The organism is Brevibacillus porteri, from assembly GCF_003013475.1.
Lineage (GTDB): Bacteria > Bacillota > Bacilli > Brevibacillales > Brevibacillaceae > Brevibacillus > Brevibacillus porteri.
The window spans coordinates 1-15,001 of the sequence record NZ_PXZO01000020.1; the positions used below are offsets into that span (position 1 = coordinate 1).

A 15,001-nucleotide genomic window follows, 5' to 3' on the forward strand; every position below is an offset into this window, starting at 1 on the left:
GTCCGTCCCGAGGAGCCATATATACGGAGAGTTACCCAAGAGGCCGAAGGGGACGGTTTGCTAAACCGTTAGTATGCGCAAGCGTAGCGAGGGTTCGAATCCCTCACTCTCCGCCATATGTTTTAATCTCATAGCTTCATGGCGGTGTAGCTCAGCTGGTTAGAGCGTTCGGTTCATACCCGAAAGGTCGGGGGTTCGATTCCCTCCGCCGCTACCATATTAGTTGCGGTCGTGGTGGAATTGGCAGACACACCATCTTGAGGGGGTGGCGGGGCGACCCGTGCGAGTTCGAGTCTCGCCGACCGCACCATACTTCATAATCCTGGCCCGTTGGTGAAGCGGTTTAACACAGCAGCCTTTCACGCTGTCATTCAGGGGTTCGAATCCCCTACGGGTCACCTAGCAAAATGCCCTGCAAACACAGGGGTCCTGGAGGCTTAGCTCAGCTGGGAGAGCATCTGCCTTACAAGCAGAGGGTCGGCGGTTCGATCCCGTCAGCCTCCACCACTTATATTAATGGACAAGGAAGGTCAGCTAAAAGCGCCACGTCCTGTGGCAACACTGACACTCAGTCGTCCTGATTATCGCGGGATGGAGCAGCTCGGTAGCTCGTCGGGCTCATAACCCGAAGGTCGCAGGTTCAAATCCTGCTCCCGCAACCAAATATGGAGCTGTGGTGAAGTTGGAGTTCACGCCGGTCTGTCACACCGGAGGTCGCGGGTTCGAGTCCCGTCAGCTCCGCCATTTTTATTAAAGAATGGCGAAAAGTAATCATAAATGGCTCGGTAGCTCAGTCGGTAGAGCAGAGGACTGAAAATCCTCGTGTCGGCGGTTCGATTCCGTCCCGAGCCACCACTAATTAAATTCAACAGCGCCGGTATAGCTCAATTGGTAGAGCACCTGACTTGTAATCAGGGGGTTGTGGGTTCAAGTCCTATTGCCGGCACCACCATTGGGGTATAGCCAAGCGGTAAGGCAACGGACTTTGACTCCGTCATTCCTAGGTTCAAATCCTAGTACCCCAGCCATTTGCGAGCCATTAGCTCAGTTGGTAGAGCATCTGACTTTTAATCAGAGGGTCGAAGGTTCGAGTCCTTCATGGCTCACCAGTTTTTTTTTGCTGAATAAGCAAAGCTGCGTGATAGTAACAGTAATGCCTTTTCTGTTCTAAGTAAAATGCGGGTGTGGCGGAATGGCAGACGCACCAGATTTAGGTTCTGGCGGGCAACCGTGGGGGTTCAAGTCCCTTCACCCGCACCATACTATAACAGAAAGCTTTGTCCTCAGTACAAACCACATAAGATGTAACATGCGGACGTAGCTCAATTGGTAGAGCGTCGCCTTGCCAAGGCGAAGGTCGAGGGTTCGAGACCCTTCGTCCGCTCCATTTATTTGTGCCCTTAGCTCAGCTGGATAGAGCGTTTGACTACGAATCAAAAGGTCGGGAGTTCGAATCTCTCAGGGCACGCCATATTTCATATGAAACCGAAGAGTAGGAATAGATCCTACTCTTTTTTTTATAATGACTTGTGTATTTTTGCAAATTTTAAGCATTTTTCCCTTGTATCTCCTATTTGCATCCATTACTTTAGAATTACGCTGAAAGCATGGAGGAACAGCTGTTACAAACCTGCGGAAGAATATCATGGAACAGGAGTTGTATCAACATGAACCCTATCAAATTGGAACAAGTAAATCCTGCAATAGCCAGTTTAATCGATAATATAGAAAAAGTATTGATTGGTAAACGCTCCGTGATTGAGTTGATGGTAGCCGCTATTCTAGCGAATGGTCACGTTTTGCTCGAAGATGTACCAGGCGTTGGGAAGACCATGATGGTACGGGCATTGTCCAGATCAATCAGCGGTGAGTTTAAACGTATTCAATTTACCCCAGATTTGTTGCCAACGGATGTGACAGGGGTTGCTATCTTTAATCAAAAAAGTCTGGAGTTTGAGTTCCGTCAAGGGCCGATTTTTGCGAATGTCATTCTTGCAGACGAAATCAACCGGACTTCGCCAAAAACACAATCTGCACTTTTAGAAGCAATGGAAGAGCGCTCAGTAACAATCGATGGGGCTACGTATCGATTGGCAGAGCCGTTTTTTGTGATGGCTACGCAAAACCCATTAGAGTATGAAGGGACCTTCCCATTACCTGAAGCTCAATTGGACCGATTTTTCATGCAATTAAGTTTGGGGTATCCAACGGTAGAGGAAGAAATGCGGATGCTGTCCAGATTCTCGGCAGCGAATCCATTGGAAGAGCTTCAGCCGGTTATGACCACAGCCGAGCTGGCGGAACTTCAACGCCAGGTGTCGACGATTAAGGTATCGGAAGGAATAAAAGAATACATCGTACGTCTATGTCATCGTACGCGTGAGCATCATCATATCTATCTAGGCGTGAGCCCGCGCGGTTCCCTTGCTCTTTTCCGGGCTGTTCAGGCGTTGGCCTTCGTTCGTGGACGTGACTATGTCATTCCAGATGACGTGAAGGAACTAGTTCCAGTTGTGTTTGCACACCGTATGATTGTGAAACCAGAAGCAAGACTGGAAGGAGCAACCGTAGATCGGGTGTTGGCTATGATCTTGTCTGAGACCCGTGTCCCGGTAAGCTAAGGCGGTGATTGCAGATGAGACAGCAAAGGTGGGGTAGGCTCAAGGCGATTGCATTAGTCCTGATCACGTATGCATTCGCAAAATTTCAAGGTGGCTTCTCAAGCTGGTTTCTTTTCTATAGTAGTTTGGTGTTTCTCCTGTATGAAATTGTGGCTTATGTACTCATGTTCACGAAGCTAGAAGTCGAGCGTGAACTAGATCGCAATCGTCTACAGGATGGGGAAGATGTCATTGTAACGATACGCTTGCGCCGGAGGATTTGGTTTCCGCTGGGATGGCATATGATTATGGAGCCATTGCCGGCGAGGCTGGCTGGCGTGTATGAACCGCATCGACAACTGATATTCCCATGGTTCAAAAGGGAAGTCGAGTTTCGGTATGTCATACCCAATGTACCGCGTGGATACTATCGTCTGGATGAATGTGTAGTGAGCGGCGGGGATTTTTTTGGATTTTTTGAGCGTCGGAAGGTTTATTCGATTTCTCAGGAGTTTCTCGTTTATCCAAAATACAAAGAATTGACCCATTGGGCCCTAGGTGACGGCAGCTTTAGTGGGACGGTGCATGTTTCCCATCGACGCTCTGACGACGTAGCAGCAGTACGCGGCGTAAGAGACTATCATCGGGGCGATCGGTTGAGCCAAATTCATTGGCGAGCTTCCGCACGGGGGATGGGTCTGAAGACGAAAGAGTTTGAGCATCAGGCGATGAATCAGGCTGTCTTTTTCCTTGATGTGGAGAAGGCGAGCTACCAAGGGAAGCCTGTGCACTTGTTCGAAACAGCAGTGAAGCTAGCTGCGAGTCTGATCGCTTACGCCAATCGGAATCAATACCATTATGGGCTCGTGTACAAGCAAGCAGAACGTATATCGATACCAACAGGACTGTCCCATGCTCATTTCCTCAGAGTTTTTGATCAATTAGCTCGTGTCGCACCAGAAGGACAAGAGTTATTTGCAAGAATTGTGGGAAGAGAATCATTGGAGCAGCCTCAAGGTGTCACTTTGATTATTATTACACCGCATGTAGAAAAAACGCTGATCAGTCGTTTGGTCACACTGGCTCAAAAAGGTAGACGGGTGCAGTTGTTTCTCATGCAGAACGAGTCAACGATTTCGCATGAACAAAAACAAGCGTTGCAGCTGCTTGGCGCAAACAAAGTAACATGTACGTCTATTCACATGGATGATCAAGAGTGGAAACGGATTGGAGGTGCATAGACTCATGAGCGTTTGGAAGCGTCCAACGATTTGGGAATGGGTCTTGGCCCTTTTTCTGTTCCTGATGTTAAGAGAGTGGCTTCTTCCTCTACAGACATTAACCGATACGGGCATTCTGTGGCCGTTTTATGCGATTGTGGCTGGAGTCATTATCATTGACCTGTTGATCCCTTATCGGTGGCTAACCTTGCCGATCAAGGCTCTTGGGCTAGTGGTGCTTTTGCATGCTACTTTATTTGACAAACCGTTTTTTGACACGGAATGGATTGGCGAATTGTACGGGCAGATGATTCACGATCTTCCGTTAGCGTTTCAACAGGATTGGGCCAGCATGTCGATCTTGTCGCGGAATACGATGTTTGATCTCGTTTTGGTGTTGTTAGCGACAATGTTAACGTATCTTGTGCTGGAACAACGGCAAGGCTTATGGTTTGTCTTTTTGACGGAACTGTATTTGGCTGTGTTGGATACGTTTCTCCCGTATGATGCCAGTGCAGGGGTTGTACGGACGCTGATCATTGGTTTCCTGATGCTGGCCATTAGCCATCTGATGAAGATGACGAACATGGCAACACTGGCAGGGAAGAGAAGCCGAATCATGCTCAACTCACTGCTGGCTTCGGTGTTGGTCATTATGGTCTGTATAGGCATCGGTTATGCTGCACCGAAGTCAGGACCGTCATGGCCTGATCCGATCGCCTTTTTAACAGGGAAAGGAAACGATACCCCTGTTGGTGTGATGAAAAAAGTAGGATACGACAACAACGACGAACGGTTGGGCGGTCCTTTCATGCAAGATAACACATTAGTGTTTATTGCAAAGACGAACGAGCGCAGCTATTGGCGAGGTGACTCGAAGGACGTGTATACAGGAGTTGGTTGGGAAAAAGGCGATAGAGAGTACGAGTCAATCCTGGACCCGCAAACCTATACATGGGAGAATACGTTGTTCCAAGGGCTTGAAACGAAGAAGGTACAAGCAACATTAGAATTTAAAGGCCCGCAGCAATTCCCTACTGTCTTTTATCAAGGTCAGCTGAATAAGGTGAGCAACTACGCTCCACCAGAGGCAACCGTTGTTTATGACAAAATGAATCAGCAGCTCGAAGTACGGGCAGGAAAAATCAACTTGGTTCAGCTGAGTGAGAAAAACGGTCGGCCAGAGTACGGCCCCAATCCGCTTTTGCTCAAACTGAATCAATATAAGGTCGAGACAGAAGTACCGATTGTCAGTGAAAAGGCCGTGACGAATGCGGGGACGAACTATCCGGATGATATCAAAGAGCGCTATTTGCAAGTGCCAGCCTCGGTGCCTCCGCGAGTAAGAGAGCTTGCTGCAACGATTACGAAGGATGCCAAGACTCCTTATGATAAAGTGAGAGCGATCGAGAATTACTTGCGCTCAAGTGGAAAATATAAGTATGAAACGAAAGACGTTCCAGTCGCTGCAGAAGGTCAGGATTTTGTCGATCACTTCTTGTTTGACAGCCTTCGAGGGTACTGTGACCATTTCTCCACTTCGATGGCGGTTATGCTTCGTACCTTGGATATCCCAACACGTTGGGTCAAGGGCTTTGCTCCAGGTGAACGAGTGGGAACGGATGCGTTTAATTACGAGACTGTAGAAGTGCGCAACAAGGATGCTCACTCGTGGGTAGAGGTATACTTCCCGGAGGTTGGTTGGGTTCCATTTGAAGCGACGAGTTCATTCATGTCACCTGTTCGTTTTAATTATGATCTGGTCACCTCACAGCCGCAGATCCCCGTTCCATTGCCAAACATGGAGAATCAAACGAATATTGATCGTGGGGATGGACGTTTCAATGAGCTGGAAGAGGGCGACAGACCAGCAGGCAGCTGGATTAAGATTCCATGGCAAGTAAATGCGGGATTGGCTGTAGCCGCTATCGTAGCAGGAATTATCGCGTGGCGCCGCAGACAAGACATCCAGCTATGGTGGATGCGCAGGCAACTGAATCAACAGCGAAGCAGTGAGTTCCCGGATCGGTACCATCTGCTGATGCGAATGATGGAGCGAGTCTACACGCGCAGACAGCCAGGAGAAACATTGCGAGAGTATGTGGGCAGGATGACCCTGCCGGCAGACAAGCGACAAGACCTGCGCTATTTGACGGAGCTGTACGAACGTACCGTGTATGGCTACAAACAAATGGAACAAAAGGCGAGAACAATAGCAGAGCAAATACTCGAACGGTTAATCCGTCAATTGAAGCCTTGAACAATGCCGTTCCATCTGCTAGAATGACGATCAATGAGACTCGTATAATGATCAGGAATAGGGCCTGAAAGTTTCTACCGCTAGACCGTAAATTTGGCGACTACGAGGAGAGCACATCGGATTTTTGTACATGCAAACCGCACATGTGTACACAAGCTGGGACGTTGCCTCCGTATTGTTTATCGGAGAAAAGCAGTCCCGGCTTTTTTGCAAATATGCGACAACTTCGCATGGCATGCCGACACTTGCACGTCCTGTATGTTACAGGAGAAGGGGGATATGATGGACAAGTCAATGGAAATGGTCGTCGTACTCGATTTCGGAGGCCAGTATAATCAGTTGATCGCGCGCCGTGTACGCGATCTGGGTGTTTATAGTGAACTGATAGCGTTCAATACACCTGTTGAAAAGATTAAAGAGATGAATCCAAAAGGGATTATTTTCTCTGGAGGACCTGCTAGCGTGTACGAAGAGGGAGCACCAACTGTAGACCCTGCGATTTTTGATCTAGGCTTGCCTGTATTGGGTATTTGCTACGGTATGCAGTTGATGAGCCATTTGACGGGCGGAAAAGTAGAACGCGCGGGTAAACGCGAGTACGGAAAAGCTGAATTGCGGATGCAGCAAAAACACAGCTTGTACGACAAATGGGATACGAATGAAATCGTGTGGATGAGCCACTCTGACAAAGTAGTGGAGCTCCCAACCGGATTTGTTATTGATGCGGTAAGCGACAGCTGCCCGGTAGCTGCGATCAGCAACCCTGAGCGCCAGCTGTACGGCGTACAGTTCCATCCAGAAGTAGTTCATACCCAAAAAGGTACTGAGTTCATCGGAAACTTCCTGTTCAACATTTGTGGATGTGAAGCGAATTGGAGCATGACGACGTTCATCGAAGACGAGCTGGTTCGCATTCGTGAAACAGTTGGCAATAAGCAAGTACTGTGTGCGTTGAGCGGCGGTGTGGATTCTTCCGTAGTAGCAGCGCTGATTCACAAAGCGATTGGCGATCAATTGACGTGCATGTTCGTTGACCACGGTCTTCTGCGTCAAGGGGAAGCAGAAGGCGTAATGGAAACATTCGCTGAGAAATTCTCCATGAAAGTGCTCAAGATCGATGCGCGCGAGCGTTTCATGAGCAAGCTCAAAGGTGTATCTGACCCAGAGCAAAAGCGCAAAATCATCGGTAACGAGTTCATTTATGTATTCGATGAAGAAGCAGCCAAGCTGACAGATATGGATTTCTTGGCACAGGGTACGCTGTACACCGATATCGTTGAGAGTGGAACAGCAACTGCGCAAACGATCAAATCGCACCACAACGTAGGCGGTTTGCCAGAAGACATGAAGTTCACGTTGATTGAACCATTGAAAACCTTGTTCAAAGACGAAGTACGCAAACTGGGTAAAGAGCTGGGCTTGCCAGATGAGATTGTTTGGCGTCAGCCATTCCCAGGACCAGGCCTCGGCATTCGTGTTTTGGGTGAAGTTACGGAAGAAAAACTGAAGATCGTTCGTGAATCCGATGCGATCTTGCGTGAGGAGATTGCCAAGGCAGGTCTCGATCGGGAAATCTGGCAGTACTTCACGGCTTTGCCAAACATGACGACCGTAGGTGTAATGGGAGATGTTCGTACGTATTCTTACACAGTAGGGATTCGTGCGGTAACGTCCATTGATGGTATGACTGCTGACTGGGCACGCATTCCATGGGATGTATTGGAGAAAATCTCTGTGCGTATCGTGAATGAAGTAGACAATGTTAACCGCATTGTATATGATGTAACGTCCAAACCACCAGCAACAATTGAGTGGGAATAGGAACAAAAAATGACTCTCTTTTATTTGCGTGATTTGCGAATAAAAGAGAGTTTTTTTATGACCAAGAATTATCTCGTTCCATACATCATGAGAAGCTTCCCATTTTCTTTGGCTAGAGCAATATAAATGACCCCGCCTAGCCATCCCGGAGGAAGAGTTCCTTCGATAATCCAAGCTTCTGCAATCGGGTTATAGCTGATAGCGAAGGGAGCTTCCTTTAAAAACGGAGAATAGTGCTCCGCTAAATAGGAGAAGATTGCAGTGGCAACTGCGTGTTCATCTATAAGCTCACCAAAAGCAATTTCATCTCCAAACCGATCTTGCTGGAGAAGAGTGTCGCGATCGGCGAAATAGAGTTCAAACCTTCCATATAAATTCTCATCATACAAATCACGTTCTACAAAGCCATATTCGATGACCTTTTCCTTTTGCTGAACGTTGCGTTTGCTCTTTTTCTTATCGTCGACCCGTAGGGTGATTTGATTGACTCGAAGCCGGTCACGTTCTCGCTCCTGCTCCGCTATTATTTGCTCCCAAGCATCCATATAGCTCATTTTGGACCACCCTAAAAGAGATTGTTGAGATCTGGAGGAATCTATGCAAGTATAACACAGGCCGTATTAGAAAATATCCGGATATTAAACTCTTTCCAAAAATGAATGTTCGTATTTTCGTTGACATTCCCTATGTCACCTGATACACTTCTCAATGTGAGTAGGTAATATAGGAAGGTTCGTATATTCTTGAGAATATGGCTCGAGAGTTTCTACATGGTCGCCGTTAACGACCTGGCTACGAACAAAATGTCATCGGGATCTGATTTTGTTATTATATTTGGAATTATTCCCGGAGTGTTTTGTTTGAAGGCCAGGCGCATGATAAGAGCGTCCGGGCCTTTTTTTGTGAAAAACGTCTCAACGTTTTTCATTAAATAAGATGTGACCGTTTACGGTCGGCAAAAAACAGTCTATCTGTTTTTGCAACAAGATTAGTATGGGGGGACTTATAGGTGCGGAAGTATTTTGAGTTTGACAAGCTAGGCACCAATTACCGTCGCGAAATTATCGCGGGTATCACTACTTTTTTGGCAATGGCTTATATCTTGGCTGTCAATCCATTCATTCTCAGTGGTGCTGATCTGCCGCCAGATTTAAAAGCGAACTACCCTGAATTTGGCGCTGTCTTTACCGCAACGGCTTTGGCTGCTGCTCTCGGTACACTGTTAATGGGTATTCTCGGACGTTTGCCGATCGGTCAAGCTCCGGGTATGGGATTGAACGCATTTTTCACTTATACAGTCGTTCTGACGATGCAAATTCCTTGGCAACAGGCTTTGGCTGGCGTATTCCTTTCTTGTACGATCTTTTTGATTCTGTCCCTGACAGGTGTTCGTGAAGCGATCATCAAAGCGATTCCACAAAGCTTGAAATACGCAGTTTCAGCAGGGATTGGACTTTTTATTGCCTTTATCGGTTTGAAAAACGCGGGTATCATCGTAGCAAATGATGCCACCTTCGTAGCATTGGGACATCTGACCTTCTATCACGAGGGTATGAAGCCGGAAGAAATTTTGGCAGCGAAAAATGCATTGCTCGCTGTGTTTGGTTTGATCGTGACGGTCATTCTGCTTTCTCGCAAAATCAATGCGGGTATCTTTATCGGAATGTTGATTACAGCGATTACCGGGATGTTCTTCGGACTGGTGAATCTGCCTGAGCAAATCGTCTCTGCACCACCGAGCCTTGCTCCTACATTCGGTGCTGCATTCCAATATCTCGGTGATCCATCCGCATTGTTCACCATGAATATGCTGATTGTTGTTTTGACTTTCTTGTTTGTAGACTTTTTCGATGCGACGGGTACGCTCTTGGGTGTAGCGAACCAAGCTGGATTGCTTCGCGAAGACGGCAATTTGCCACGTCCAGGAAAAGCACTCGCTTCCGATGCGATTGCAGGTATGGCAGGTGCGGTACTTGGTACATCTACCACTACAGCTTATGTTGAGTCGACAGCAGGGGTAGCGGCAGGCGGACGCTCCGGATTTACCGCAGTTGTCACAGGGAGTATGTTCCTTCTGGCGTTGTTCTTCTCGCCGATTCTCGCAATTGTGACACCAGCGGTTACGGCACCAGCGCTCATTATCGTCGGTGTTCTGATGGCTTCTCACATTGCAAAAGTGGCTTGGGATGACCTGGATGAAGCGTTCCCTGCATTCCTGACGATTTTGTTGATGCCATTGACTTACAGTATTGCAACAGGTATTGCGACGGGCTTCATCGTTTATCCGGTGATGAAGGTAATGAAGGGCAAGGCTCGCGAAGTGCATCCGGCGATGTATGTGCTGTTCTTCGTCTTCCTGGCGTACTTCATCTGGTTGCGCGAATAGAATTTTTTGGGAACGGGGCTCTTCGTCTACTGGACGGGGAGCTTTTTTTGCGCTATGATAGGAAAAATCTTTTTTGGAAGGATGGACCGATCAAAATGACAGGTCTCACTATGTTCCTTCAACAGCATCACCACACGTAGAGCGTTTGTATCTTCGGAAATTTTTCCGCAGGTGCAAGCGCTTCTTGTGCTTCGTGCCTGCGGTGGTGTATTTAGGAAGCCATGCGGGCAGGAAATTGCCTTGCATGGCTTTTTTGGTTTTCTTTATCTGAAAAAAGAAAGGGTGTTCCTCATGGAAAACGAAGTATTAAAAACGGTAAAAGGCACAAAAGATTTCATGCCGCAGGAGCAAATGCAACGAAACTGGATACGACGGACACTCGAAGCGGTATTCGAGACATACGGCTGCAAACCGTTGGAGACGCCTATGCTACAGCACTACGAATTGCTGGCATCCAAGTACGGTGGCGGGGATGAAATCTTGAAGGAAGTGTATCGCTTGAACGACCAAGGAGATAGAGAGCTTGGGCTACGCTATGATTTGACCGTACCATTGACGAAGGTAGTGGGTATGAATCCTGAGATGCGGATGCCGTTCAAGCGGTATGAGATCGGAAAAGTATTTAGGGACGGTCCAGTAAAAACCGGGCGTTTGCGCGAATTTATTCAATGCGATGTCGATATCGTGGGAACGACATCGGTGCTGGCTGAAGCAGAATTGCTCAGTATGGCGTTTGAGGCATTCAAGCGGCTGGGGCTCGACGTGTACATTGAGGTCAACAACCGCAAGCTATTGTCTGGGGTGCTTCAGGAGTTGGGAGTCCCCGCTCTGCGGGCCGGGGATGTCATGTTGTCGCTGGATAAGCTCGAGAAGATCGGCGTGGACGGAGTGCGTGATGACTTGCGGGAGCGAAACGTCGAAGAGCCACTCGTTTTGGCGATTACGTCTTTCCTGCAAGAAGGTGTGATTACCCTGGATCTGTTGGCAGAGCGCTTTGTGTCCCCGCTAGTTCAAGAAGGTATTCAGGAACTGCGCGATATGCTTGCCTATGTAAAAGGAGCGGGTGTGGGTGGGGAGCTTCGTTTCGCGCCATTTTTGGCAAGGGGCTTAGGGATCTACACGGGAATTGTGTATGAGATTTTTTTGCAGGATGGAAGTCTTACGTCCAGTATCGGCAGTGGGGGACGTTACGATCAGATCATCGGTCGGCTTTTGGATGATGGACGAGAGTATCCCGCTGTAGGGATTTCGTTTGGATTGGATGTCATTCTTGCAGCGTTGGCAAATCGCAACAAGGGAGAGCAGAAGGCTGCCGATGTACTCGTCATTCCCCTCGGGACCGAAGCATCCAGTCTTGGTCTGGCCAATCGATTGCGAGAGAGCGGCATCAGAGTCGAGCTGGAGCTGACAGGTAGAAGGCTGAAAAAAGCACTCGATTATGCAAACAAAGAAGGCGTTGCTTTTGCCTTGATCTATGGGGAAAACGAAGTGAACAGTGGGCAGGTCGTCGTCCGAGATATGCGAGAGGGAACGGAACAGCCGGTTCCTTTGGAGTTGGTTGAAAAGTGGCTGTCCGACAAGCTGTCAGGGTAAAGAGGAAAGATAGTCTTTTCCTTCCATTTTTTGTACAGTAGAGAAAAGGGGGAGATGGCGTGAAGAAATGGGTCTCAATGGTCGGTTGTAGCTTATTGTTTTTGACGTGGATGTTGCCTGTAAATGCTGAGGAGGGTACTGCGCTTAAGCGTAAACCACTCTATCAGGCTGATGTGCGAATTGATCCAATCAAGAAAGAAGTAGCAGGAACCGTAACAATTACCTTTTGGCCAAAAGACCCTACTCGTGCCTATCTCCATCTTTACCCGAACGTATTTACAGAAGAGCATCAAGGCATGCTATGGGAGGAACTTTTAGGCAATGGACCAACGCTTGGCTCATATACTAATAAAAAGCTCTTGGTTGATGGAGTAGCGGTTGTCGGCAAACAGATAAAAGACCTGAACATCCTGGAAGTGCCTCTAGAAGGACAGGCGGGACTACGAAAGATTGTGATGGAGTTCGAGATGACTCTTCCGCGAAACGACGGCAGGATGTCGTACGATGACCAATCGATCTGGCTGGGGAACTGGCTCCCAGTTCTTGCGGTGTACGACAAGGAAGGGTGGCATCTCGATCCATACGAGCCCGTTGGTGATCCATTTTACAGTGAGAACGCAGATTATGAGGTGAACGTGACGCTGCCAAAAGACTATCAACTGGCGAGCACAGCGTCAGACAGGGCTGCGAAGCAGCTTTCTACTAGTGAGGGAGAAAAGACAATACAGCTGGATGCAGAAAATGTGAGGGATTTTGCCCTAGTCGTCATGGATGACTCCTATCAGCAAACGGAAACAAAAGTGGGCGAGACAGTCGTCCGAACATGGTGGCGGAAAACAGATGATTCGGCAACTGCTGAGCAGATTCATGAAGCAGCTGCGAAGTCTCTCGCCTATTTTCATCATCAATTAGGTGCCTATCCATATACCGAATATGATGTGGTAAGGACTGGTGGCGCGATTAATGGGATGGAGTACCCAGCATTGGTCTTTCTCGACGGACGTCATTTCTTTGCTGGGGAAGAAACAGGTATCGTCACGGTTGTCCATGAGACGGCACACCAGTGGTTTTACGGCTTGCTCGGAAATAATCAGGTAAAGGAAGCATGGCTGGATGAGGGATTCACGGAGTACGTGACGCTCTCGTATTTATCTCAGCAAGACCCGCTGTTGGGAGCAGAACGGGTGCGCAGACGGCTTGCGCAGGGCACCTCTGTTCAGTATTACGTGGCAGAGGAACTGCGTCCTTGGCAAGCACTGTCTGCATTTCCTGATAATCAGAGTTATAGCGATCTCGTCTATTCCCGTCCGTCCTCGATGCTGTGGCTATTGCAGGGAGCGTGGGGGGAAGAAAGGGTACATGACGTTTTGAAACAGTATGTCGAGAAGTACCGTTATCAGGTTGTGACCGGAAAGGAATGGGGAGCTTTTCTATCTGAGATGGCAGGAGAAGATGCAAGCGCCTTCTTGGATTATTGGTTGAAGGTAGACATGTCCCAGCAGGAACAGGCAGCAGCTTGGCTGGAGCGCCAACGTCTCAAGCATCAGAAGAAGTAATCGAAGGCAGGGGATCACGATGTGGCGGAAGCATTGGGTGGTCATCGTGGCAGTAGGAGTCGTTTTGACTGTATACTTGACCGTCCGTCCTTGGATAGGGAAGGCAGGCCTAGATGCTCATGAGATTGTGCCGATTGATCACAGGCAGGCTGCAGTTACTTACAAGGCCGACGTACAAATCGATATGAACAAGCACGTGGTGAAAGGCATGCTGACGGCTCGTTTTGTCCCAAAAGATGACCAAGCTTTTTTTCATCTATATCCCAATGCTTTTTCTGCAAATGCTGCTCTCAGTGGTGAAAACTGGGAGGTTGTGCTGGGTAAACAGCGTGAGCCTGGTGGTATCAAGATAAGCGACGTACGGGTAAACGGAAAAAGTGTCGGCGTACAGTATGCAGGAAAGACCAATACGCTTTTACAAGTGCCCCTTCCTGCAAGAGCAACGTCTGCTGAGATGGTGGTGGATATGAATTTTCAGATCGAGGTCCCTTATAACAATGGGCGAATGTCTTACCATGATCATGCAATGTGGCTGGGCAATTGGCTGCCGATTCTGGCGGTCAAGGACGCAGGAGGCTGGCGGCTCGATCCTTATTCCGCGATTGGCGATCCTTTTTACTCGGATATGGCGAATTATCATTTGCGTGTGCAGTTATTAGAGGGGTACCAGCTTGCTACGAGTGGATTGGAGAGCGTGGCTGTCATCACTGAGACGAGACCGCAACGGCTAAAAATCTATGAGGTGGACGCATGGAACGTTCGGGATTTTGCCCTAGTCGTCATGGACGATACGTACCAGCCCATATCTGGTAAGGTAGGGGAAACTATCGTACGTACGTGGGTGCAGAAAAGTGATGACTCGCAAAACGTTGAACGAATACATGAAACTGCTAAGGAGTCACTCGACTATTACGGAAAACAGTTCGGGGTGTATCCGTATAAGGAATACGATGTTGTCAAAACAGGCGGCTTCTTTGGGGGAATGGAATACCCGAGCCTCGTCTTTATTGCTCAAGAGTATTTTGACCGTAGCGATGCCATGGGGGAGGCGGTCGTAGCGCACGAAACGGCACATCAGTGGTTTTATGGGTTGGTCGGAAACGACGAGGTGCGAGAGGCTTGGCTGGATGAGGGACTGACGGATTATGCGACGATGGTATTTTTGCAGCAAAAGTTCCCCGCACGTTCAAAAGCGTATATTCAGATGCGACTAGGCCAAGCACGTGCAGCGGAAGGATATGCGAACCAAAGAGTCACTGCGAAGTCATCCGTGGAAGCTTTTCCAGACTGGAGGAGCTACAATGACCTCGTTTACGGGCGAGCGGGTGCCATGTGGTGGAACTTGAAAGAAGAATGGGGAGTCGAACGACTGCATCAGGTGTTGCGCCAATATGTACGAGATCATCAATACAAGCAGGCAAATGGGGAGCAAATCACAGCGCTATTGACTGCAGCTGCCGGGGCGGATGCCAGTCCCTATTTGGATTATTGGCTTCGGGTTGAGCTAGAGAAAGCCGAAGCGGCAAACAAATGGGTAGAAAAAGGCAAACACGAATAATTTTTGA

The 15,001-nt window shown here is 48.4% G+C and carries 9 protein-coding genes, 14 tRNA genes and 2 riboswitches; of the genes, 22 read left to right on the forward strand and 1 reads right to left on the reverse strand.

The window, feature by feature from the left end; all coding sequences use genetic code 11:
• The first annotated feature begins 25 nt into the window (after nt 1-25).
• From C7R92_RS12175 to guaA, 18 genes are all read left to right on the forward strand, one after another.
• Nucleotides 26-116: transfer RNA gene (locus C7R92_RS12175), tRNA-Ser, on the forward strand.
• A 24-nt stretch (nt 117-140) separates the two neighbouring features.
• Nucleotides 141-217, forward strand: a tRNA-Met gene (locus tag C7R92_RS12180).
• A gap of 8 nt (nt 218-225) precedes the next feature.
• Nucleotides 226-310 (forward strand) — tRNA-Leu (locus C7R92_RS12185).
• Nucleotides 311-324: 14 nt separating this feature from the next.
• Nucleotides 325-398: transfer RNA gene (locus C7R92_RS12190), tRNA-Glu, on the forward strand.
• 33 nt (nt 399-431) lie between these two features.
• Nucleotides 432-507: transfer RNA gene (locus C7R92_RS12195), tRNA-Val, on the forward strand.
• Between the two features lie 78 nt (nt 508-585).
• Nucleotides 586-662: transfer RNA gene (locus tag C7R92_RS12200), tRNA-Met, on the forward strand.
• A gap of 5 nt (nt 663-667) precedes the next feature.
• Nucleotides 668-744: transfer RNA gene (locus C7R92_RS12205), tRNA-Asp, on the forward strand.
• Nucleotides 745-779: 35 nt separating this feature from the next.
• Nucleotides 780-855, forward strand: a tRNA-Phe gene (locus C7R92_RS12210).
• Between the two features lie 18 nt (nt 856-873).
• A tRNA-Thr gene (locus tag C7R92_RS12215) sits at nt 874-949 on the forward strand.
• 4 nt (nt 950-953) lie between these two features.
• Nucleotides 954-1,028: transfer RNA gene (locus C7R92_RS12220), tRNA-Gln, on the forward strand.
• A gap of 5 nt (nt 1,029-1,033) precedes the next feature.
• A tRNA-Lys gene (locus C7R92_RS12225) sits at nt 1,034-1,109 on the forward strand.
• 69 nt (nt 1,110-1,178) lie between these two features.
• A tRNA-Leu gene (locus tag C7R92_RS12230) sits at nt 1,179-1,260 on the forward strand.
• Nucleotides 1,261-1,311: 51 nt separating this feature from the next.
• Nucleotides 1,312-1,387 (forward strand) — tRNA-Gly (locus tag C7R92_RS12235).
• Nucleotides 1,388-1,394: 7 nt separating this feature from the next.
• A tRNA-Arg gene (locus C7R92_RS12240) sits at nt 1,395-1,471 on the forward strand.
• Nucleotides 1,472-1,667: 196 nt separating this feature from the next.
• Nucleotides 1,668-2,621: an AAA family ATPase gene (locus C7R92_RS12245; protein ID WP_017249636.1), complete on the forward strand. Its 954-nt coding sequence runs from the start codon at nt 1,668-1,670 to the stop codon at nt 2,619-2,621.
• 14 nt (nt 2,622-2,635) lie between these two features.
• Complete coding sequence (locus tag C7R92_RS12250; RefSeq protein WP_106834436.1) at nt 2,636-3,841, forward strand: DUF58 domain-containing protein; 1,206 nt, start codon at nt 2,636-2,638, stop codon at nt 3,839-3,841.
• A gap of 4 nt (nt 3,842-3,845) precedes the next feature.
• Nucleotides 3,846-6,080: a transglutaminase TgpA family protein gene (locus tag C7R92_RS12255; RefSeq protein ID WP_167403203.1), complete on the forward strand. Its 2,235-nt coding sequence runs from the start codon at nt 3,846-3,848 to the stop codon at nt 6,078-6,080.
• Nucleotides 6,081-6,100: 20 nt separating this feature from the next.
• A riboswitch (purine riboswitch) is annotated at nt 6,101-6,203 on the forward strand.
• 159 nt (nt 6,204-6,362) lie between these two features.
• Nucleotides 6,363-7,901, forward strand: coding sequence for a glutamine-hydrolyzing GMP synthase (gene guaA / locus C7R92_RS12260; RefSeq protein WP_069847532.1), 1,539 nt, complete (start codon nt 6,363-6,365; stop codon nt 7,899-7,901).
• A gap of 68 nt (nt 7,902-7,969) precedes the next feature.
• Here the strand turns inward: guaA and C7R92_RS12265 are convergent, their stop codons facing one another.
• Nucleotides 7,970-8,455 (reverse strand): NTF2 fold immunity protein, encoded by a 486-nt coding sequence (locus C7R92_RS12265; RefSeq protein WP_106834438.1) that lies wholly within the window; start codon nt 8,453-8,455, stop codon nt 7,970-7,972.
• 159 nt (nt 8,456-8,614) lie between these two features.
• Nucleotides 8,615-8,716, forward strand: a riboswitch (purine riboswitch).
• Nucleotides 8,717-8,910: 194 nt separating this feature from the next.
• Here C7R92_RS12265 and C7R92_RS12270 point away from each other — a divergent pair.
• From C7R92_RS12270 to C7R92_RS12285, 4 genes are all read left to right on the forward strand, one after another.
• Nucleotides 8,911-10,287, forward strand: coding sequence for an NCS2 family permease (locus C7R92_RS12270; protein ID WP_017249642.1), 1,377 nt, complete (start codon nt 8,911-8,913; stop codon nt 10,285-10,287).
• A gap of 291 nt (nt 10,288-10,578) precedes the next feature.
• Nucleotides 10,579-11,880, forward strand: a complete 1,302-nt coding sequence (locus C7R92_RS12275) for a histidine--tRNA ligase (RefSeq protein ID WP_106834497.1) — start codon at nt 10,579-10,581, stop codon at nt 11,878-11,880.
• Between the two features lie 59 nt (nt 11,881-11,939).
• On the forward strand, nt 11,940-13,436 hold the full coding sequence (locus C7R92_RS12280; RefSeq protein ID WP_106834439.1) for a M1 family metallopeptidase: 1,497 nt from the start codon (nt 11,940-11,942) through the stop codon (nt 13,434-13,436).
• Between the two features lie 19 nt (nt 13,437-13,455).
• Nucleotides 13,456-14,994, forward strand: coding sequence for a M1 family metallopeptidase (locus C7R92_RS12285; RefSeq protein ID WP_106834440.1), 1,539 nt, complete (start codon nt 13,456-13,458; stop codon nt 14,992-14,994).
• Nucleotides 14,995-15,001: the final 7 nt, after the last annotated feature.

Bases quoted from the DNA above. Each gene is read 5' to 3' on its own strand.
- C7R92_RS12245 (WP_017249636.1), top strand. From the start codon at position 1,668: ATGAACCCTATCAAATTGGAACAAGTAAATCCTGCAATAGCCAGTTTA.
- C7R92_RS12250 (WP_106834436.1), top strand. From the start codon at position 2,636: ATGAGACAGCAAAGGTGGGGTAGGCTCAAGGCGATTGCATTAGTCCTG.
- C7R92_RS12255 (WP_167403203.1), top strand. From the start codon at position 3,846: ATGAGCGTTTGGAAGCGTCCAACGATTTGGGAATGGGTCTTGGCCCTT.
- guaA (WP_069847532.1), top strand. From the start codon at position 6,363: ATGGACAAGTCAATGGAAATGGTCGTCGTACTCGATTTCGGAGGCCAG.
- C7R92_RS12265 (WP_106834438.1), bottom strand. From the start codon at position 8,455: ATGAGCTATATGGATGCTTGGGAGCAAATAATAGCGGAGCAGGAGCGA.
- C7R92_RS12275 (WP_106834497.1), top strand. From the start codon at position 10,579: ATGGAAAACGAAGTATTAAAAACGGTAAAAGGCACAAAAGATTTCATG.
- C7R92_RS12285 (WP_106834440.1), top strand. From the start codon at position 13,456: ATGTGGCGGAAGCATTGGGTGGTCATCGTGGCAGTAGGAGTCGTTTTG.